We start from the raw sequence: 20,874 nt of genomic DNA, 5'->3' as shown, positions 1-20,874 counted from the left end.
CAACGATGGTTGGGAGGCATGCTGACCAACTTCAAAACCATCCGTGCTTCCATCAAGCGTCTGCGTGACCTTGAAGTGCAAGCCGAAGACGGTACTTTCGCCAAGCTGACCAAGAAAGAAGCGCTGATGCGCACTCGCGATCTTGAGAAGCTCGATCGTTCCCTGGGTGGTATCAAGGACATGGGCGGTCTGCCAGACGCTCTGTTCGTTATCGACGTTGATCACGAGCGCATCGCGATCACCGAAGCCAACAAGCTGGGCATCCCGGTTATCGGCGTAGTCGATACCAACAGCAGCCCGGAAGGCGTTGACTACATCATCCCAGGCAACGATGACGCAATCCGCGCTATCCAGCTGTACATGGGTTCGATGGCTGACGCAGTCATCCGCGGTCGCAACCACGTTGCTGGCGGCACCGAGCAGTTCGTTGAAGAAGCTCCGGTAGCAGCAGCTGAGTAATTGACGCCTTGGCGTTGACTCAGTAAGCAAAAAGGGGGCTTGGCCCCCTTTTTGCCACCTCGAAAACCATTAGTTGGCAGCGCAGCTACAGCCTTTGTAACGTGCAGCGGCTAACAAGGGTGGTTCGGGAAGAATTGAACGCCCGTTCGATCGGGTGGAATGGTTGATAACCTATCCAAGAGGATTTTTGAAATGGCAGAGATTACTGCAGCGTTGGTCAAAGAACTGCGCGAGCGTACCGGCGAAGGCATGATGGACTGCAAGAAAGCCTTGACCAAGGCTGGCGGCGACATCGAAAAAGCCATTGATGACATGCGTGCTTCGGGCGCCATCAAGGCTGCCAAGAAGGCGGGCAACGTTGCCGCTGAAGGCGCTATCGCTCTGAAAGAAGACGGCAAGTCCGCCGTTCTGCTGGAAGTGAACTCGCAGACCGACTTCCTGGCTCTGCAGGACGACTTCAAGGCATTTGTTGCTGCAAGCGTTGAAAAAGCGTTCGCTGACAAGCTGACTGAAGTGGCTCCGCTGATCGAAGCTCAAGAAGCTGCTCGCCTGGTACTGGTCGGCAAGGTTGGCGAAAACGTCAACATCCGTCGTCTGGCACGCGTTGAAGGTGATGTTGTTGGTGGTTACCTGCACGGCAACAAGATCGGTGTTGCAGTTGTCCTGAAGGGCGGCACTGTCGAGCTGGCCAAGGACATCGCTATGCACGTAGCGGCGACCAACCCTGAATTCCTGCTGCCATCGGAAGTTTCCGCTGAAGCGGTTGAGCGTGAGAAGGGCGTATTCCTGACTCTGAACGCTGATAAAATCGCCGGCAAGCCGGAAAATATCGTTGAAAACATGGTCAAAGGCCGTATCAGCAAGTTCCTGGCCGAAGCCAGCCTGGTTGAGCAGGCGTTCGTCAAGAACCCTGAAATCAAGGTCGGTGAACTGGCCAAGAAAGCCGGTGCTGAAATCGTTTCGTTCACCTACTTCAAAGTAGGCGAAGGCATCGAGAAGCCGGTCGACAACTTCGCTGAAGAAGTTGCTGCCCAGCTGGCTGCCGCCAAGCAATAAGACGGTTTTTAACTGTCGCCCTGAAGAGGCTGCCCGCTTACGCGCGCAGCCTCTTTTCAGATGGGGTACCAATTTTTAATTGGTTTCCGTTTGGAACTGGCTTACAAAGCCATGTTCCGATGGCGCTGAAGCAGCGCCAAGCTAGAGTGAACGCCAGCTGTAAACAGCTCGCAAAGAATTTTTAAATACGCCGCAGGAGAGATTCGCAATGGCTCAGCAGGGCAGTGGTTATCAGGCTCGCTATAAACGCATTCTACTCAAGCTTAGCGGCGAGGCCCTGATGGGCTCGGAAGAGTTCGGGATCGATCCGAAAGTTCTGGATCGCATGGCGCTGGAAGTCGGCCAACTGGTCGGCATCGGTGTCCAGGTCGGTCTGGTGATCGGCGGCGGCAACCTGTTCCGTGGCGCAGCGCTGAGCGCGGCCGGCATGGATCGGGTTACTGGCGACCACATGGGCATGCTGGCCACTGTGATGAACGCCTTGGCCATGCGCGATGCGCTGGAACGTGCCAATATCTCGGCCATCGTGATGTCGGCCATTTCCATGGTGGGCGTGACCGATCACTACGATCGTCGCAAAGCTATGCGTCATCTGAATGCCAAGGAAGTCGTGATTTTCGCGGCCGGTACCGGCAATCCGTTCTTCACCACGGATTCGGCAGCCTGCCTGCGTGCAATCGAAATCGATGCCGATGTCGTGCTCAAGGCGACCAAGGTCGATGGCGTCTACACCGCTGACCCATTCAAAGACCCGCATGCCGAGAAGTTCGATCATCTGACTTACGATGAAGTGCTGGATCGCAAGCTGGGCGTGATGGATCTGACGGCCATTTGCCTGTGCCGCGACCACAAGATGCCATTGCGCGTATTTAACATGAACAAGCCCGGCGCCCTGCTGAATATCGTCCATGGCGGCGCTGAAGGGACCCTGATCGAGGAAGGCCAACAATGATCAACGAAATCAAGAAAGACGCTCAAGAGCGCATGAAGAAATCCGTGGAATCGCTGGCGCACAACTTCGGCCGTATTCGTACCGGCCAGGCGCACCCCAGCATTCTCGAAGGCGTGATGGTGCCGTACTACGGTTCCGACACCCCGATCAAGCAAGTGGCGAACATCACCGTCAAAGACGCCCGTACCCTGCAAGTCGTGGCCTTCGAGCGCAACATGCTCGGTGCGGTCGACAAAGCCATCGGTAGCGCGGGTCTGAACCTCAACCCGACCAACCTGGGTGAGTTGCTGCTGATCTCCATGCCGGCCCTGACCGAAGAAACCCGCAAGGGCTTCACCAAGCAGGCTCGTGATGTCGCTGAAGATGCCCGTGTTGCCGTGCGCAACATCCGTCGTGATGCGAACAGCCAGCTCAAGGATCTGGTCAAGGAAAAAGAAATCAGCGAAGACGAAGAACGTCGCGCTACTGGCGAAATTGACGATCTGACCAAAAAGTACGTGGCTGAAATCGACGCGAATTTGGCGCAGAAAGAAAAAGACCTGATGGCCGTATAAGGGTCGCGTTTTAATGGATAAGACTAAGCAGACTGCACCGTCCGCGGTGCCGCGCCATGTCGCGATCATCATGGATGGGAATAATCGCTGGGCGAAAAAACGCTTTATGCCGGGTGTCGCCGGGCATAAAGCGGGTGTGGATGCCGTTCGTGCGGTGATTGAGGTGTGTGCCGAGGCCAAGGTCGAAGTGTTGACCCTGTTCGCCTTCTCAAGTGAGAACTGGCAGCGCCCGGCCGATGAGGTTAGTGCCTTGATGGACCTGTTCTTCAAGGCATTGCGTCGTGAGGCCAAGCGCCTCAACGACAACAACATCAGTTTGCGTATCATCGGCGACCGTTCACGCTTTCATCCAGAGCTTCAAGCTGCCATGCGCGAAGCCGAGGCCATGACCGTGGGCGCCAATCGTTTCGTCCTGCAGATCGCCGCCAACTACGGCGGTCAGTGGGACATTGCGCAAGCCGCGCAGCGTCTGGCCCGGGAAGTTCAGGCCGGGCATCTGCGTCCGGAAGACATCACCCCGGAACTGTTGCAAACCTGTCTGGCCACCGGCGATCTGCCGTTGCCGGACCTGTGCATCCGTACCGGTGGCGAGCATCGCATCAGCAACTTCCTGCTGTGGCAGCTGGCGTACGCCGAGTTGTACTTCTCCGACCTGTTCTGGCCGGACTTCAAACACGATGCCATGCGTAACGCGCTGGCCGATTTCGCTTCTCGTCAGCGCCGCTTCGGTAAAACGAGCGAGCAGGTCGAGTCTGGAGCCCGGGTTTAATGCTTAAACAACGAATCATCACCGCGCTGATCCTGCTGCCGATCGCCTTGTGCGGGTTTTTCCTGCTCGAAGGCTCCGGTTTTGCGCTGTTCATCGGGCTGGTCGTGACCCTCGGTGCCTGGGAGTGGGCTCGCCTGGCGGGCTTCACCGAGCAGCCGATCCGCGTCGCCTATGCGGCGGCGGTCGCGTTGATGCTCTTTGTCATGCATATCCTGCCGGGGCTTGCGCCTTGGGTCCTGGGGGCTTCGGTACTCTGGTGGGGCGTTGCGACGTACCTGGTGCTGACCTATCCGCGTTCCAGCGAACGATGGGCCAGCGCGGCCTGCAAACTGGTGATCGGTCTGCTGATTCTGTTGCCAGCCTGGCAAGGTCTGATCGAGATCAAGCAGTACCCTTTGGGCAACTGGCTGATCATGGCGGTGATGGTGCTGGTCTGGGGCGCCGATATCGGTGCGTACTTTTCCGGACGGGCCTTTGGCAAGCGCAAGCTGGCGCCGCACGTCAGCCCGGGGAAGAGCTGGGAAGGCGTTTATGGCGGGTTACTGCTGAGCCTGGTGATCACGGCGATCGTCGGTCTGGTACGCGGCTGGAGCTTCGGTCTGCTGCTGATGGGGCTGATTGGCGCAGCGATCATCGTGTTCATCTCGGTCGTGGGTGATCTCACCGAAAGCATGTTCAAGCGTCAGTCCGGGATCAAGGACAGCAGTAATCTGCTGCCGGGTCACGGTGGCGTACTGGACCGTATCGACAGCCTGACCGCCGCGATTCCCGTGTTTGCGGTGCTGCTGTGGATGGCTGCACCGTGAGCCGCCCTCAGCAGATTACCGTTCTGGGGGCGACCGGCTCTATCGGTCTGAGCACTCTGGATGTCATCGCTCGCCATCCCGACCGCTATCAGGTTTATGCCTTGAGCGGTTTCACGCGTCTAAGTGAGTTGCTGGCGCTGTGCGTGCGACATACGCCGCAGTTTGCCGTCGTGCCCGAGGCCGGCGCGGCCCGTGGCTTGCAAGACGATTTGCGTGCGGCGGGCCTGTCGACGCGTGTGCTGGTAGGCGAGGAAGGCTTGTGTCAGGTGGCTTCCGATCCTGAAGTTGACGCGGTCATGGCGGCCATCGTCGGCGCGGCGGGCCTGCGACCGACCCTGGCGGCGGTCGAAACCGGCAAGAAAATCCTCCTGGCCAATAAAGAAGCACTGGTGATGTCCGGTGCCTTGTTCATGCAGGCCGTGCGCAAAAGCGGCTCGGTGTTGCTGCCGATCGACAGCGAGCACAATGCGATTTTCCAGTGCATGCCGCAGGATTTTGCCCGAGGGTTGGGCGCGGTAGGTGTGCGTCGGATTTTACTCACAGCCTCTGGCGGTCCGTTCCGACAGACGCCGATGGCTGAGCTGGCGCATGTTACCCCGGACCAGGCGTGTGCCCATCCGAACTGGTCGATGGGGCGCAAGATTTCGGTCGATTCGGCCAGCATGATGAACAAAGGGCTGGAGTTGATCGAAGCCTGCTGGCTGTTCGATGCCAAGCCGTCGCAGGTTGAAGTGGTCATTCATCCGCAAAGCGTGATTCATTCGCTGGTCGACTATATCGACGGTTCGGTGCTGGCCCAGTTGGGTAACCCGGACATGCGCACGCCGATTGCCAATGCCCTGGCCTGGCCAGAGCGTATCGATTCGGGTGTGCCGCCGCTGGACCTGTTTGCCATCGCGCGCCTGGATTTCCAGGCTCCCGATGAAGAGCGATTCCCTTGCCTGCGCCTTGCGCGTCAGGCCGCCGAGGCGGGCAATAGCGCACCAGCCATGCTGAACGCGGCGAATGAAGTGGCTGTTGCCGCGTTTCTCGACGGGCGGGTTCGCTATCCGGAAATCGCGAGTATCATCGAAGAAGTGTTGAATCTCGAGCCTGTGGTAGCGGTGGATGATCTCGAAGCCGTGTTTACGGCCGATGCGAAAGCTCGAGAACTGGCCGGACAATGGTTGAGTCGTCACGGGCGGTAAGTGCTGCAATACGTTGGCCCAAGCAGCACCGGATAGGATTGCGGAGAAAGTAGATGAGCGCGCTCTATATGATTGTCGGCACCCTGGTAGCTTTGGGTGTGCTGGTTACCTTCCACGAATTCGGCCATTTCTGGGTCGCACGTCGCTGTGGGGTCAAAGTGCTGCGTTTCTCCGTGGGCTTCGGTATGCCGTTGCTGCGCTGGCACGACAAGCAAGGCACTGAGTTTGTCGTCGCCGCCATTCCGCTGGGCGGCTACGTGAAAATGCTCGACGAGCGCGAAGGCGAAGTGCCAGCCGACCAGCTCGATCAATCGTTCAATCGCAAATCGGTCCGTCAGCGCATTGCTATTGTTGCCGCTGGCCCGATTGCCAACTTTCTGCTGGCGATGATTTTTTTCTGGGTCCTCGCCATGCTCGGCAGCGAGCAGATACGCCCGGTTATCGGCGCCGTCGAGTCCGGCAGCATCGCGGCCAAGGCGGGTTTGAGCGCAGGCCAGGAAATCATTGCCATCGATGGCGAGCCGACTTCCGGTTGGTCGGCGGTAAATCTGCAACTGGTCCGTCGTCTCGGCGAGAGCGGTTCACTGCAGTTGCTGGTCCGCGAACAGGGCTCCACCGCCGATTCGCCCCGCGAGCTGGCTCTGGACAAGTGGCTCAAGGGCGCTGATGAGCCGGACCCGATCCGCTCGTTGGGTATCCGCCCTTGGCGTCCGGCGCTGCCACCGGTCCTGGCCGAGTTTGATCCGAAAGGCCCGGCCCAGGCTGCTGGCCTGAAAACCGGTGATCGGTTGTTGGCGCTCGATGGCAAGTCAGTCGATGACTGGCAGCAGGTTGTCGACACGGTCCGTATGCGTCCTGATACCAAAATCATGCTGCGTGTCGAGCGTGATGGTGCTCAAATCGACGTCCCTGTGACGCTGGCCGCTCGCGGCGAGAAGAAGGCGCCCACGGGTTATTTGGGGGCTGGGGTGAAACCGGTCGATTGGCCACCGGAGATGATTCGCGAGGTCAGTTACGGTCCTGTGGCAGCGATTGGGGAGGGTGCTCGACGCACCTGGACCATGAGCGTACTGACCCTCGATTCACTCAAGAAAATGTTGTTCGGTGAGCTCTCGGTAAAAAACTTGAGTGGACCGATAACCATTGCTAAAGTGGCGGGCGCTTCTGCCCAGTCGGGCGTCGCTGATTTCCTGAATTTCCTTGCTTATCTGAGTATTAGCTTGGGAGTTCTGAATTTGTTGCCCATTCCTGTACTGGATGGGGGGCATTTGTTGTTTTATCTGATCGAGTGGGCGCGTGGTCGTCCCTTGTCGGATCGGGTGCAGGGTTGGGGGATACAGATCGGTATCAGTTTGGTGGTCGGGGTAATGTTGCTTGCTCTGGTCAATGATTTGGGCCGTCTGTAACACTTCGCTGAATTGCGAATCTGCCGCATTTTGCGGCAGTTTGTTTATTGCCAGTTGGAATAAGAAAGGACTTCATGAAACAAATGATGCTAACTGCGGTTCTCACCGTATTGATGATCGCCGAAGTTCACGCCGAGTCCTTCACTATCTCTGATATTCGCGTCAATGGCCTCCAGCGGGTCTCCGCGGGTAGCGTCTTTGGTGCTTTGCCGTTGAACGTCGGTGAACAGGCGGATGATCGACGCCTGGTGGAATCCACTCGTGCGTTGTTCAAAACCGGTTTCTTTCAAGATATCCAGCTGGGTCGCGATGGCAACGTACTGGTCATCACGGTAGTCGAGCGTCCGTCGGTCGCCAGTATCGAGATCGAGGGTAACAAGGCGATCTCCACTGAAGACTTGATGAAGGGTCTCAAACAATCCGGTCTGGCCGAAGGCGAGATCTTCCAGCGTGCCACCCTTGAAGGTGTGCGTAACGAGCTGCAGCGCCAGTACGTCGCTCAGGGTCGCTACTCGGCCACGGTCGACACCGAAGTGGTGCCGCAACCTCGTAACCGCGTCGGGCTGAAGGTCAACATCAACGAAGGCACCGTCGCGGCTATCCAGCACATCAACGTGGTGGGTAACACGGTTTTCCCTGACGAAGACCTGATCGACCTGTTCGAACTGAAGACCACCAACTGGCTGTCGTTCTTCAAGAACGATGACAAGTACGCCCGTGAAAAACTCTCCGGTGACTTGGAGCGCCTGCGCTCCTACTACCTGGACCGTGGCTATATCAACATGGATATCGCTTCGACCCAGGTGTCCATCACCCCGGACAAGAAGCACGTCTACATCACGGTCAACGTCAACGAAGGCGAGAAGTACACCGTTCGTGACGTCAAGCTGAGCGGCGACCTGAAAGTCCCTGAAGACCAGGTCAAGTCCCTGCTGCTGGTCCAGAAAGGCCAGGTGTTCTCGCGCAAGCTGATGACCACCACGTCCGAACTGATCACCCGCCGTCTGGGTAACGAGGGCTACACCTTCGCCAACGTCAACGGCGTGCCTCAGCCACATGATGAAGACCACACGGTTGACATCACGTTCGCCGTTGATCCGGGCAAGCGTGCCTACGTCAACCGCATCAACTTCCGTGGCAACACCAAGTCCGAAGACGAAGTGCTGCGCCGTGAAATGCGCCAGATGGAAGGCGGCTGGGCTTCGACCTACCTGATCGACCAATCCAAGACGCGTCTCGAGCGCCTGGGCTTCTTCAAGGAAGTCAACGTCGAAACGCCGGCCGTGCCGGGCGTCGACGACCAGGTTGACGTGAACTACGCCGTTGAAGAGCAGGCTTCCGGTTCGATTACCGCCAGCGTCGGTTTTGCCCAGAGCGCCGGTCTGATCCTCGGTGGTTCGATCACCCAGAACAACTTCCTCGGTACGGGTAACAAGGTCAGCATCGGCTTGACCCGCAGCGAATACCAGAGCCGCTATAACTTCGGTTATGTCGACCCGTACTGGACCGCTGATGGCGTGAGCCTGGGTTACAACGCGTTCTACCGCACCACTGACTACAAAGACCTCGACGTCGACGTCGCCAGCTATGCCGTAGACAGCCTGGGTGCAGGCGTGAGCGTCGGTTACCCGATCAGCGAGACTTCGCGTCTGACCTTCGGCCTGACGGCACAACAAGACACGATCAAGACGGGCGTATACACCGTTGACGAAATCTTCGACTTCGTTAACAAGGAAGGCGACAAGTACCTGAACTTCAAGGCGTCGGCCGGTTGGTCCGAGTCCACGCTGAACAAGGGCGTACTGGCGACCCGTGGTCATTCCCAGAGCCTGGTGCTGGAAACCACGACTCCTGGCAGCGACCTGTCGTTCTTCAAGCTCGACTACCGTGGCCAGTTGTTCCAGCCGCTGAGCGAGAACTACACCATGCGCCTGCACACCGAATTGGGTTACGGCGACGGTTACGGTTCGACCGATGGCTTGCCGTTCTATGAAAACTACTATGCTGGTGGTTTCAACTCGGTTCGTGGCTTCAAGGACAGTACGCTCGGTCCTCGCAGTACGCCAAGCCGCGGTGCGGATGTGACGGGTAACTCCGGTACGCTGGCCGACCCGGACCAGGATCCGCTGCCGTTCGGTGGTAACGTCCTGATCCAGGGCGGTGTTGAAGTCCTGTTCCCGCTGCCATTCGTCAAGGATCAGCGTTCCCTGCGTACCTCGGTATTCTGGGATGTGGGTAACGTATTCGACTCCAAGTGCGAAAAAACGACCAACGCCAATGTCGGTTCGACTGCCGAGACAAAGTGCAACGACATCAGCCTGAGCAACATGGCAAGTTCCGTCGGTGTGGGTGTGACCTGGGTCACCGCACTGGGTCCTCTGAGTTTCGCCTTGGCCATGCCGGTCAAGAAACCGGATGACGCTGAGACTCAAGTGTTCCAATTCTCCCTCGGCCAGACGTTCTAAGCGTCTGACCCTAGATAACGACAATGAATTTGTAGGAGTGCATCGTGCGTAAGTTGACTCAATTGGTTCTCCTGGCGACCGTACTGGTAGCAGGTCCGGCTTTTGCCGACATGAAAATCGCCGTCCTGAACTATCAGATGGCCCTGCTGGAGTCCGACGCGGCCAAGAAATACGCCGTGGATGCCGAGAAGAAGTTCGGTCCTCAGCTGAGCAAGCTCAAGACCCTGGAAAGCAGTGCCAAGGGCATCCAGGACCGTCTGATGGCCGGTGGCGACAAGATGCAGCAAGGCGAGCGTGAACGGCTCGAACTCGAATTCAAGCAAAAGGCCCGCGACTTCCAGTTCCAGTCCAAGGAGCTGAACGAAGCCAAAGCCGTTGCTGACCGTGAAATGCTGAAGCAGCTCAAGCCGAAACTGGACAGCGCTGTGGAAGAAGTCATCAAGAAAGGTGCTTTTGACCTGGTCTTCGAGCGTGGCGCAGTGATTGATGTCAAGCCTCAATACGACATCACTCGCCAGGTTATCGAGCGCATGAATCAGCTGAAGTAATATGACAGCGACTATAAAGCTCGGCCAGTTGGCCGAGTTCCTCGGCGCCACCCTGCGTGGCGACCCGGAGAAAGAAATCACTGGGCTAGCCACTTTGCAAGAGGCTGGCCCAGCTCAGTTGAGCTTTCTGGCAAACCCTCAATACCGTAAATACCTGGCCGACAGCCATGCCGCAGCCCTGTTGCTGAAGGCTGCTGACGCCGAAGGTTTTGCCGGTAATGCGCTGGTGGTGCCTGATCCGTATCTGGCTTATGCGCGGGTTTCCCATCTGTTCGATCCCAAGCCCAAGGCGGCTGCCGGTATTCATCCGACAGCGGTGGTGGCAGAGGACGCAGTGGTGGATCCGGCGGCAAGCATTGGCGCCTTTGCGGTCATCGAAAGCGCTGCGCGCATTGCGGCGGGTGTCACCGTTGGCGCGCATTGCTTCATCGGTGCCCGCTGCGAGATTGGCGAGGGTGGCTGGCTGGCCCCTCGCGTCACGCTGTACCACGACGTACGCATCGGCAAGCGCGTGGTGATTCAGTCGGGTGCAGTGCTCGGTGGCGAAGGTTTCGGTTTCGCCAACGAGAAGGGTGTCTGGCAGAAAATCGCCCAGATCGGTGGTGTCCTGGTGGGTGACGACGTGGAAATTGGCGTAAACACCGCCATCGACCGCGGAGCGCTGGCCGACACGATCCTGGGGAATGGCGTTAAGCTCGACAATCAGATTCAGATTGCCCACAACGTCCAGGTCGGTGATCACACTGCCATGGCAGCGTGCGTGGGGATTTCCGGCAGCACCAAAATCGGCAAGCATTGCATGCTCGCCGGTGGCGTAGGGCTGGTGGGGCACATCGACATTTGCGACAAGGTTTTCATCACCGGGATGACCATGGTGACCCACTCGATTACCGAGCCGGGTTCCTATTCTTCCGGTACAGCCATGCAACCGGCTGCCGAGTGGCGCAAAAGCGCGGCACGCATCCGTCAGCTCGATGACATCGCGCGACGTCTGCGACAGCTGGAAAAGCGTGTAGGGGACGTGACCCCTGACGGTAATGCTTCATCAGATGGCTGATACCATTTCCATATCAAGTGTGCACAGCCGTTAGACTGCCTCCTTGATTTGCTAGAGGGGTGCGCGTCAGTCGCGCCTCCCAATCTTTACATAGGCTTCCCCCCGAAATGATGGACATCAACGAGATTCGCGAATACCTGCCCCACCGTTACCCGTTCCTGCTGGTGGACCGAGTCGTGGAACTGGATGTGGAAGGCAAGCGCATTCGCGCCTACAAGAATGTCAGCATCAACGAACCGTTCTTCAATGGTCACTTCCCTGCGCATCCAATCATGCCGGGCGTGTTGATCATTGAAGCGATGGCTCAGGCTGCCGGTATCCTTGGCTTCAAAATGCTCGACGTGAAGCCAGCCGACGGGACGCTTTACTACTTCGTCGGTTCCGACAAGCTGCGCTTTCGCCAGCCGGTCACCCCAGGCGATCAGTTGATCCTCGAAGCCCGCTTCATCAGCTGCAAGCGCCAGATCTGGAAGTTCGAGTGCCAGGCCTCGGTCGATGGCAAACCTGTCTGCTCCGCCGAGATCATCTGCGCGGAACGCAAACTATGAGTTTGATTGACCCTCGCGCAATCATCGATCCGACGGCCATTCTGGCCGACGACGTCGAGGTCGGCCCTTGGTCGATCGTCGGCGCAGGTGTGGAAATCGGCGAGGGAACAGTGATCGGGCCGCATGTGATTCTCAAAGGCCCGACCCGAATCGGTAAGCACAACCGCATCTACCAGTTTTCTTCGGTAGGCGAGGACACGCCCGATCTGAAATACAAGGGCGAAGAAACTCGTCTGGTCATTGGTGACCACAACGTCATCCGTGAAGGCGTGACGATTCACCGTGGGACCGTTCAGGACCGTTCGGAAACGACCCTGGGCGATCACAACCTGATCATGGCCTATGCCCATATCGGTCACGACAGCGTCATTGGCAACCACTGCATCCTGGTCAACAACACCGCGTTGGCTGGCCATGTGCACGTTGAGGACTGGGCGATCCTGTCGGGTTTCACCCTGGTCCACCAGTATTGCCACATTGGCGCCCACAGCTTTTCCGGCATGGGCACCGCCATTGGCAAAGACGTTCCAGCGTACGTCACGGTATTTGGCAACCCGGCCGAAGCCCGCAGCATGAACTTCGAAGGCATGCGCCGTCGCGGTTTCAGTGAAGATGCGATCCACGCCCTGCGTCGTGCCTACAAGGTGGTGTATCGCCAGGGCCTGACGGTTGAGCAGGCGCTCGCCGAACTGGCCGAGCCGTCGGCGCAGTTTCCGGAAGTCGCGGTGTTCCGTGATTCCATCCAGTCTTCGACCCGTGGCATCACTCGTTAATCATGGCTAATTTGCGTATTGCGCTGGTGGCTGGTGAGGCTTCCGGTGACATTCTGGGCGCGGGTCTCATGCGCGCGCTCAAGGCTCGCCATCCTCAAGTCGAATTCATTGGTGTCGGCGGTCCGTTGATGCAGGCCCAAGGGCTGACCTCCATGTTCCCTATGGAGCGCCTTTCGGTCATGGGTCTGGTGGAAGTGCTGGGCCGCTTGCGCGAGTTGCTGAAGCGGCGCAAGAAGCTGGTCGCGGACCTCATCGCTGCGGAGCCGGACGTGTTCATCGGTATCGATGCCCCGGACTTCAACCTCAACATCGAACTCAAGCTGCGTCAGGCCGGGATCAAGACCGTGCACTACGTCAGCCCGTCGGTCTGGGCCTGGCGGCAGAAGCGCGTGCTGAAGATTCGCGAAGGCTGCGACCTGATGCTGACGCTGTTCCCGTTCGAAGCGAAGTTCTATGAAGAGAAGGGCGTGCCGGTGCGGTTTGTCGGGCACTCCCTGGCCGATGCGATTCCACTTGAAGCCGATCGCGCCGCTGCTCGGGCGGAACTCGGTTTGCCTGATGGACCGCTAGTGGCACTGATGCCGGGCAGCCGTGGCGGTGAAGTCGGCCGTCTCGGTGCCTTGTTCCTCGATACCGCCCAGCGCCTGCGGGCCTTGCGCCCCGGCGTGCGGTTCGTCCTGCCTTGCGCCAGCCCCGAGCGCCGCAAGCAGCTTGAGGAGATGCTGGCCGGTCGCGATCTGCCGCTGACCTTGCTCGATGGCAATTCCCATCTGGCCCTGGCGGCCTGCGACGCGGTGCTGATTGCCTCCGGAACGGCGACCCTTGAGGCGCTGTTGTACAAGCGGCCGATGGTGGTCGCTTATCGCCTGGCGCCGCTGACGTTCTGGATTCTCAAGCGCATGGTGAAAAGCCCGTACGTCTCGTTGCCGAACCTGCTGGCCCAGCGCTTGCTGGTGCCGGAATTGTTGCAGGACGATGCGACGGTCGAAGCCCTGGCCCAGACCTTGTCGCCGCTGATCGAGGATGGCCAGGAGCAGACCCGCGGCTTCGATGAAATTCACCGGACCTTGCGTCTGGATGCCTCCAACCAGGCTGCGGATGCAGTGCTGAATCTGATTGGCCAAGTACAATGAGTAAAACAAGCATGCAGATGGGGCTGGATTTCACCTTGGTCGCTGAAGTCGAAGAATTGGTTGCCGGTGTTGACGAAGTCGGACGCGGCCCGCTGTGTGGCGCGGTCGTGACGGCGGCTGTGATTCTCGATCCGAGTCGTCCGATCCTCGGTTTGAACGACTCGAAGAAACTCACTGAAGCCCGCCGCGAAAAGCTCTACGACGAAATCTGCGAAAAAGCCTTGAGCTGGTGCATCGCCCGCGCCGAAGTCGAAGAAATCGACGAGCTGAACATCCTTCACGCCACCATGCTGGCCATGCAACGCGCCATCGAAGGCCTGCACATTCAGCCGAAACTGGCGATGATCGACGGCAACCGCTGCCCGAAGCTGTCGATGCGCGCTGAAGCCGTGGTGCAGGGCGACGGCAAGGTGCCGGCCATCGCCGCGGCCTCGATCCTGGCCAAGGTCAGCCGCGACCGCGAGATGGCTGCGTTCGAACTGATTTACCCGGGTTACGGCATCGGCGGCCACAAAGGCTACCCGACGCCCGTTCATCTGGAAGCGCTGGCCCGCCTGGGGCCAACGCCGATTCACCGCCGCTCGTTCGCCCCGGTACGCCTGGCGTACGAGGCGCGGGAAAACCTGATCGAGAGTTAGTCGCAAGGCTGATGTTTTACTCAAGGCCCGGTACAATCCGGGCCTTGTTGTTTTCATGACATAACGCAGGATCACTATGCCGGCTTCATTCGTTCATCTACGCCTGCACACTGAATACTCCCTGGTCGACGGTCTGGTGCGGATCAAACCGCTGGTCAAGACCCTGGTCGGCATGAACATGCCTGCCGTAGCGGTCACTGACCAGAACAACATGTGTTCCCTGGTCAAATTCTATAAAGCCGCCATGGGTGCCGGGATCAAGCCGATCTGCGGTGCCGACCTGTGGCTGTCGAACAAGGACCCGGACAACGCCCTGAGCCGGATCAGCCTGCTGGCGATGAACGCCGTGGGTTATCGCAACCTGACCGAACTGATCTCCCGCGGCTTCATCGACGGCCAGCGCAATGGCTCGATCATCATCGAGCGTGAGTGGGTGGCCGAGGCCAGCGAAGGCTTGATCATGCTGTCGGCGGCGAAAGAAGGCGAGATAGGCCTGGCCATGCTCAGTGGCAATCCGGCTGAAGCGGAAAACCTCGCTCGCGAATGGATGACGGTGTTCCCGGACCGTTTCTACCTGGAAATCCAGCGCACCAATCGCCCCAACGATGAAGAACAACTGCACGGTGCCGTGGCCCTGGCCGAGAAAATCGGTGCGCCGCTGGTGGCCACCAACGACGTGCGCTTCATCAAGCAGGAAGACTTCGCCGCCCACGAAACCCGCGTCTGCATCGGTGAGGGCCGGGCCCTCGACGATCCGCGGCGTTCGAAGAATTACAGCGATCAGCAATACCTCAAAAGCGCCGAGGAAATGGCTGAGCTGTTCAGCGATATTCCCGAGGCACTGGCGAACACGGTCGAGATCGCCAAGCGCTGCAACATCGAAGTGAAGCTGGGCAAGCACTTCCTGCCCAACTTCCCGATCCCCGATGGCATGACCATCGACGAGTATTTCCGCAAAGTGTCCTTCGATGGTCTGGAGGATCGCCTCAGCGTTCTGCTGCCCAAGGACACCACCGAAGACTACGAAGCCAAGCGTCAGGTCTACGTCGACCGGCTGAATTTCGAGCTGGATATCATCATCCAGATGGGCTTCCCCGGTTACTTCCTGATCGTTATGGACTTTATCCAGTGGGCCAAGAGCAACGGCGTACCGGTAGGTCCGGGCCGGGGGTCGGGTGCCGGGTCGCTGGTGGCCTATGTGCAGAAGATTACCGACCTCGACCCGTTGGAATATGACCTGCTGTTCGAACGTTTCCTTAACCCGGAACGGGTTTCCATGCCCGACTTCGACGTCGACTTCTGCATGGACGGTCGTGACCGCGTTATCGAATACGTGGCCGAGAAATACGGCCGCAACGCGGTAAGCCAGATCATCACCTTCGGTTCGATGGCGGCAAAAGCGGTGGTCCGCGACGTGGCGCGGGTGCAGGGCAAGTCCTACGGACTTGCGGATCGTCTGTCGAAGATGATCCCGTTCGAAGTCGGCATGACCCTGGAAAAAGCTTACGAACAGGAAGAAATCCTCCGTGACTTCATCAAGGTCGATGAAGAAGCGGCAGAAATCTGGGAGATGGCGCGCAAGCTCGAAGGCGTTGTGCGTAACGTCGGTAAGCACGCCGGTGGTGTGGTGATCGCACCGACCAAACTGACTGACTTCTCGCCGATCTATTGCGACGAAGCCGGCGATGGCCTGGTAACCCAGTTCGACAAGGACGACGTTGAAGCAGCCGGTCTGGTGAAGTTCGACTTCCTCGGCCTGCGGACCCTGACCGTTATCGACTGGGCGCTGAAAACCATCAACCGCGATCGCGCCAAGGTCGATCAGCCGCCGCTGGACATCGCGTTCATCCCGCTGGATGACAAGCCGACTTACCAGTTGCTGCAAAAAGCCGAGACTACGGCGGTGTTCCAGCTTGAGTCGCGCGGCATGAAAGAGCTGATCAAAAAGCTCAAGCCCGACTGCCTGGAAGACTTGATCGCACTGGTGGCCCTGTTCCGTCCGGGCCCGCTGCAATCGGGTATGGTGGACGACTTCATCAACCGTAAGCACGGTCGCGCCGAACTCGCGTACCCGCACTCGGACTACCAGTACGAAGGCCTCAAGCCGGTATTGGCACCGACTTACGGCATCATCCTGTACCAGGAACAGGTGATGCAGATTGCCCAGGTCATGGCCGGTTACACCCTCGGTGGTGCGGACATGCTGCGTCGAGCCATGGGTAAGAAAAAACCCGAAGAAATGGCCAAGCAGCGTGGCGGTTTCATTGAAGGTTGCGCCACCAACAATATCGATGCCGACCTGGCCGGTAACATCTTCGACCTGGTGGAAAAATTCGCTGGTTATGGCTTCAACAAATCCCACTCCGCCGCCTACGGCCTGGTGTCGTACCAGACGGCATGGCTGAAAACCCACTACCCGGCGCCGTTCATGGCCGCGGTACTGTCGGCGGACATGCACAACACCGACAAGGTCGTGACCTTGATCGAAGAAATTCGCACCATGAAGCTGCGTCTCGACGCGCCGGATGTGAATACTTCGGAGTTCAAGTTCACGGTGAATGACGAAGGCCGGATCATCTATGGCCTCGGCGCGATCAAGGGTGTGGGTGAAGGGCCGGTCGAAGCGATTACCGAGGCGCGCCAGGACGGTCCGTTCAAGGACCTGTTCGACTTCTGCGCCCGTGTCGACCTCAAACGTATCAACAAACGCACTCTGGACGGTTTGATCCGCAGCGGTGCGCTGGATCGTCTGGGGCCATATTTCCATGATGAGCCGAAAGCTTATCAAGCGAACATCGACCAGAATCGCGCCGTCTTGCTGGCGGCGATGGAAGGGGCGATCAAGGCTGCCGAACAAACCGCACGGACCCACGACAGCGGCCATGCCGACCTGTTTGGCGGTCTATTCGTTGAGGCCGACGCCGACGTCTACGCCAACCACCGCAAGGCCAAGGAGCTGACCCTCAAGGAACGCCTGAAAGGGGAAAAAGACACCCTGGGCCTGTACCTGACCGGTCACCCGATCGACGAGTACGAAGGCGAGATCCGCCGCTTCGCCCGCCAGCGCATCATCGACCTGAAGCCGGCTCGCGATACCCAGACGGTCGCGGGCATGATCATCGCGTTGCGCGTAATGAAGAACAAAAAGGGCGACAAGATGGGTTTCATCACCCTCGACGACCGCTCGGGCCGGATCGAGGCGTCGCTGTTCGCCGAGGCCTTCCATTCCGCGCAGTCGCTGTTGCAGACCGACGCGATGGTGGTGGTCGAAGGCGAAGTCAGCAACGACGACTTCTCCGGCGGCCTGCGGCTGCGGGTCAAGCGGGTGATGAGCATGGAAGATGCGCGCACCAACCTGGCCGAGAGTCTGCGCTTGAAGCTGCAGACCAAGGATTTGAAAGGCGATCAGCTACGCTGGCTGGGTGAGTTGTTCAAGCGTCACCGCGGTGCGTGCCCGATCACCATGGAGTACACCAGCCCCGATGCCAAGGCCTTGCTGCAGTTCGGCGAGACCTGGCGGATCGACCCGGCGGATGCGTTGATTCAAGCCTTGCGTGACCAGTTCGGGCGAGACAACGTCTTCCTCCAATACCGTTGACGGTCAGGTGCCATTCTTGTGCTTAAGAGCAGCGCCTGATCTCGACCCAATTTTTAATCTCGACCTGAACGCGCCTCTCCCTTAAGGTAGGGCGCGAATAGACAACCGGCCGGCCCAAGCTCCCTTGGATGTCGACCCAAGACGGACGCCTATGAACCCGAATTTTCTAGATTTCGAACAGCCGATCGCCGACCTGCAAGCCAAGATCGAAGAGTTGCGCTTGGTCGGTAATGACAATTCGCTGAATATCGGCGATGAGATCTCCCGCCTGCAGGACAAAAGCAGCACGCTGACCGAAGACATCTTCGGCAAGCTGACCAGCTGGCAGATCGCGCGTCTGGCGCGTCACCCGAAACGTCCATACACCCTGGACTACATCGAACACATCTTCACCGAGTTCGACGAACTGCACGGCGACCGTCACTTCTCCGACGACGCGGCCATCGTCGGCGGCATCGCACGCCTGGACGACCAACCGGTGATGATCATCGGTCACCAGAAAGGTCGCGAAGTGCGCGAGAAGGTTCGCCGCAACTTCGGCATGCCGCGTCCGGAAGGCTACCGCAAGGCGTGCCGCCTGATGGAAATGGCCGAGCGTTTCAAGATGCCGATCCTGACCTTCATCGACACCCCGGGCGCTTACCCGGGCATCGACGCCGAAGAGCGCAACCAGAGCGAAGCGATCGCCTGGAACCTGCGCGTCATGGCCCGCCTGAAAACCCCAATCATCGCCACAGTGATCGGTGAAGGTGGTTCGGGTGGTGCGTTGGCGATTGGCGTTTGCGATCAGCTGAACATGCTGCAGTACTCGACCTATGCGGTGATTTCGCCGGAAGGTTGCGCTTCGATTCTGTGGAAAACCGCCGAGAAAGCCCCGGATGCCGCTGAAGCCATGGGCATCACCGCCGAGCGCCTCAAAGGCCTGGGCATCGTCGACAAAGTGATCAGCGAGCCATTGGGCGGCGCACACCGCAATCCAGCTGCTGCGGCTGCATCGATCCGTGCCGAGCTGAGCTCGCAACTGGCGATGCTGAAGAAATTCGATAACGAAGCGCTGCTGGCCCGTCGTTACGATCGCCTGATGAGCTACGGTCTCTGATCTGACCTCGGCTTCAATGTGGGAGCGGGCTTGCTCGCGAAGGCGGTATAACAGTCAACTGATGTGTTGAATGTTAAGCCGCTTTCGCGAGCAAGCCCGCTCCCACATTTGATTTGTGCGAGATGATCGATATGAGTCAGTCCATGATTGATCTGCCTGCCAGAGTCCTGCTGAACCTGAGCCCCTGGCGCGATGCCAAAACCTGGCGTATCGCTTTCTCCGGTGGTCTCGACTCCACTGTCCTGCTGCACCTTCTGGCACACCTCGCAAAAACCCAATCCCTGCCGGCGCTGAGCGCTATCCATGTCCATCACGGCCTTCAAGCTGCGGCCGATGCGTGGCCGGATCATTGTCAGTCGGTCTGTGATGATCTGGGAGTGCCGCTACAGGTGGTTCGCGTGCAGGTTCAGCCCGGCGCCAGCCTGGAACGTGCGGCCCGTGATGCGCGATATGGTGCGTTCATCGAGGCGACTCAAAGCAACGATGTGTTGCTGACCGGCCAGCATCGCGACGACCAGGCCGAAACCTTGCTGTTTCGGCTGCTGCGTGGGGCAGGGGTGCGGGGGTTGGCAGGGATGCCACGTCAACGTCCGTTGGGTCAGGGGCAGTTGCTTCGGCCATTGCTCGACGTTACGCGGGCAGAATTGGAAACCTATGCGACCGAGCATCAGCTGAGCTGGATCGAAGACCCGTCAAACCAGGATCGGCAGTTCTCGCGCAATTACCTGAGGCATCAGGTGCTCCCGGCATTGACCGAGCGCTGGCCGCAAGCAGTGGTGACCATCGCCCGCAGCGCCGCGCATTTGAGCGAAGCGCAGGGACTGCTCGACGAGTTGGCGCAAATCGATCTGGCTCAGGCGCGCACGGTCGGCGAGTTCGATTGGTTGGGATTGCCGTCGCTGGAACTGACGTATTTGGTAACGCTGTCCGCCGCTCGCCAGCGCAATGCACTGAGTCACTGGCTCGAACCCCTGACACGACTGCCAGACAGTGACCATTGGTCGGGTTGGGAGGATTTGCGCGATGCCACTGGCGATGCCCGCCCGATCTGGCGCCTCGCGGACGGCGAATTGCATCGGGCCGGGGGCCGTCTCTGGTGGTTGTCGGGCGGCTGGCTGAACACGCCACCCGCCGCCGGAACCTGGGCTGTCCCCTCGCGATCGTTGACGTTGCCGGATAACGGCGTGCTCACACTCACCGGCCAAATCCCCGACGGGCCGCTGCGGATCCGCTATCGTGAGGGCGGCGAAATCATGGCGTTGCCGGATCGCGGCCATCGAGATCTCAAGCGTTTGCTCAATGAACGAGGCGTGCCGGGATTCGCCCGTGGCAGATTGCCGCTGCTCTACCGGGGCGAGCAATTGCTGGCAGTGGCCAACCTGCGGGGCTTGAGCGGCAGTGTGCAGGATGGCTGGCATTTGCATTGGCAGCCACCAACCGAAGATCAAGGTTTGAGCTGAAAGGGGCTTTCCGGTAGACTACGCTCCCTTCTTGATACAACTTCTGTGGATTCGCTTGAATTGCAGGAGTTGCCGATTACCAAGCAGTCTTTGCTGGGCGATTCCAAAAAATGTGTAGCGAGCAACGTACCGGTGTTTCATCTTCCGGTCTGTCCCAACGCGGCGGTTTTTTTGAAAGGTGCACTGTGATTAATGCAGGTGATCGGGGGCTTCGGCCTTCCTTCGCTTTCCCCGGCGGCTCGGACCGCTTTAACGCAGACTTCTAGGGTTTTTCATGACGCGCTACAAATTCGTCACGGGCGCTGTTGTTTCTTCATTGTGGAAAGGCATTGCATCGGCTTCAATGGCGGCGATCCTGGAGGCGCG

Annotated in this window: 19 protein-coding genes; all 19 read left to right on the top strand. The window is 59.0% G+C overall.

Going from position 1 to position 20,874, the window contains the following annotated elements; translation table 11 throughout:
* The coding region (gene rpsB / locus ACIPL2_RS14630) for a 30S ribosomal protein S2 (protein ID WP_401357433.1) at positions 1-459 on the top strand (459 nt) is incomplete at its 5' end.
* Between the two features lie 192 nt (positions 460-651).
* The gene (gene tsf, locus ACIPL2_RS14625; protein WP_401357431.1) at positions 652-1,515 is read left to right on the top strand and encodes a translation elongation factor Ts; all 864 of its coding nucleotides are present in this window, start codon (positions 652-654) and stop codon (positions 1,513-1,515) included.
* Positions 1,516-1,723: 208 nt separating this feature from the next.
* Positions 1,724-2,467, top strand: coding sequence for a UMP kinase (gene pyrH / locus ACIPL2_RS14620; RefSeq protein WP_003172271.1), 744 nt, complete (start codon positions 1,724-1,726; stop codon positions 2,465-2,467).
* Entirely contained in the window at positions 2,464-3,021 is a 558-nt protein-coding gene (gene frr / locus ACIPL2_RS14615; protein WP_007907979.1) for a ribosome recycling factor, read from the top strand. Before pyrH ends, frr begins: the two co-directional genes overlap by 4 nt.
* Before the next feature lie 13 nt (positions 3,022-3,034).
* Complete coding sequence (uppS, locus tag ACIPL2_RS14610) at positions 3,035-3,790, top strand: polyprenyl diphosphate synthase (RefSeq protein ID WP_401357428.1); 756 nt, start codon at positions 3,035-3,037, stop codon at positions 3,788-3,790.
* Positions 3,790-4,596, top strand: a complete 807-nt coding sequence (locus tag ACIPL2_RS14605; protein ID WP_401357425.1) for a phosphatidate cytidylyltransferase — start codon at positions 3,790-3,792, stop codon at positions 4,594-4,596. The genes uppS and ACIPL2_RS14605 overlap by 1 nt, the downstream gene beginning before the upstream one ends.
* Positions 4,593-5,783 carry a 1-deoxy-D-xylulose-5-phosphate reductoisomerase gene (gene ispC, locus ACIPL2_RS14600; RefSeq protein WP_401357423.1) on the top strand — a complete coding sequence of 397 codons (1,191 nt, stop codon included), beginning with the start codon at positions 4,593-4,595 and terminating at the stop codon, positions 5,781-5,783. Before ACIPL2_RS14605 ends, ispC begins: the two co-directional genes overlap by 4 nt.
* Positions 5,784-5,836: 53 nt before the next feature.
* Complete coding sequence (gene rseP / locus ACIPL2_RS14595) at positions 5,837-7,189, top strand: sigma E protease regulator RseP (RefSeq protein WP_401357421.1); 1,353 nt, start codon at positions 5,837-5,839, stop codon at positions 7,187-7,189.
* 74 nt (positions 7,190-7,263) lie between these two features.
* Positions 7,264-9,654 (top strand): outer membrane protein assembly factor BamA, encoded by a 2,391-nt coding sequence (gene bamA / locus ACIPL2_RS14590; RefSeq protein ID WP_401357418.1) that lies wholly within the window; start codon positions 7,264-7,266, stop codon positions 9,652-9,654.
* 44 nt (positions 9,655-9,698) lie between these two features.
* Positions 9,699-10,202, top strand: a complete 504-nt coding sequence (locus tag ACIPL2_RS14585) for an OmpH family outer membrane protein (protein WP_010462812.1) — start codon at positions 9,699-9,701, stop codon at positions 10,200-10,202.
* Position 10,203: 1 nt separating this feature from the next.
* Positions 10,204-11,259: a UDP-3-O-(3-hydroxymyristoyl)glucosamine N-acyltransferase gene (gene lpxD, locus ACIPL2_RS14580; protein ID WP_401357416.1), complete on the top strand. Its 1,056-nt coding sequence runs from the start codon at positions 10,204-10,206 to the stop codon at positions 11,257-11,259.
* Positions 11,260-11,366: 107 nt separating this feature from the next.
* Complete coding sequence (gene fabZ / locus ACIPL2_RS14575; protein WP_017336708.1) at positions 11,367-11,807, top strand: 3-hydroxyacyl-ACP dehydratase FabZ; 441 nt, start codon at positions 11,367-11,369, stop codon at positions 11,805-11,807.
* A complete protein-coding gene (lpxA, locus tag ACIPL2_RS14570) occupies positions 11,804-12,580 on the top strand; it encodes an acyl-ACP--UDP-N-acetylglucosamine O-acyltransferase (protein ID WP_401357413.1) in 777 nt (258 codons plus the stop codon). The genes fabZ and lpxA overlap by 4 nt, the downstream gene beginning before the upstream one ends.
* Positions 12,581-12,582: 2 nt before the next feature.
* On the top strand, positions 12,583-13,713 hold the full coding sequence (gene lpxB, locus ACIPL2_RS14565) for a lipid-A-disaccharide synthase (protein WP_401357411.1): 1,131 nt from the start codon (positions 12,583-12,585) through the stop codon (positions 13,711-13,713).
* A gap of 11 nt (positions 13,714-13,724) precedes the next feature.
* Positions 13,725-14,351: a ribonuclease HII gene (gene rnhB, locus ACIPL2_RS14560; protein WP_008154045.1), complete on the top strand. Its 627-nt coding sequence runs from the start codon at positions 13,725-13,727 to the stop codon at positions 14,349-14,351.
* Positions 14,352-14,427: 76 nt separating this feature from the next.
* The gene (gene dnaE / locus ACIPL2_RS14555) at positions 14,428-17,949 is read left to right on the top strand and encodes a DNA polymerase III subunit alpha (RefSeq protein ID WP_401357408.1); all 3,522 of its coding nucleotides are present in this window, start codon (positions 14,428-14,430) and stop codon (positions 17,947-17,949) included.
* Positions 17,950-18,100: 151 nt separating this feature from the next.
* Complete coding sequence (locus ACIPL2_RS14550; RefSeq protein WP_401357405.1) at positions 18,101-19,048, top strand: acetyl-CoA carboxylase carboxyltransferase subunit alpha; 948 nt, start codon at positions 18,101-18,103, stop codon at positions 19,046-19,048.
* Between the two features lie 131 nt (positions 19,049-19,179).
* Positions 19,180-20,508, top strand: a complete 1,329-nt coding sequence (gene tilS / locus ACIPL2_RS14545) for a tRNA lysidine(34) synthetase TilS (RefSeq protein WP_401357403.1) — start codon at positions 19,180-19,182, stop codon at positions 20,506-20,508.
* A 274-nt stretch (positions 20,509-20,782) separates the two neighbouring features.
* The coding region (locus ACIPL2_RS14540; RefSeq protein ID WP_401357492.1) for a hypothetical protein at positions 20,783-20,874 on the top strand (92 nt) is incomplete at its 3' end.

This window comes from Pseudomonas sp. NPDC086251 (genome assembly GCF_044746405.1).
Lineage (GTDB): Bacteria > Pseudomonadota > Gammaproteobacteria > Pseudomonadales > Pseudomonadaceae > Aquipseudomonas.
The sequence above is the reverse complement of the archived record's forward strand: the minus strand, read 5'-3'. Positions and strand labels throughout refer to the sequence as shown.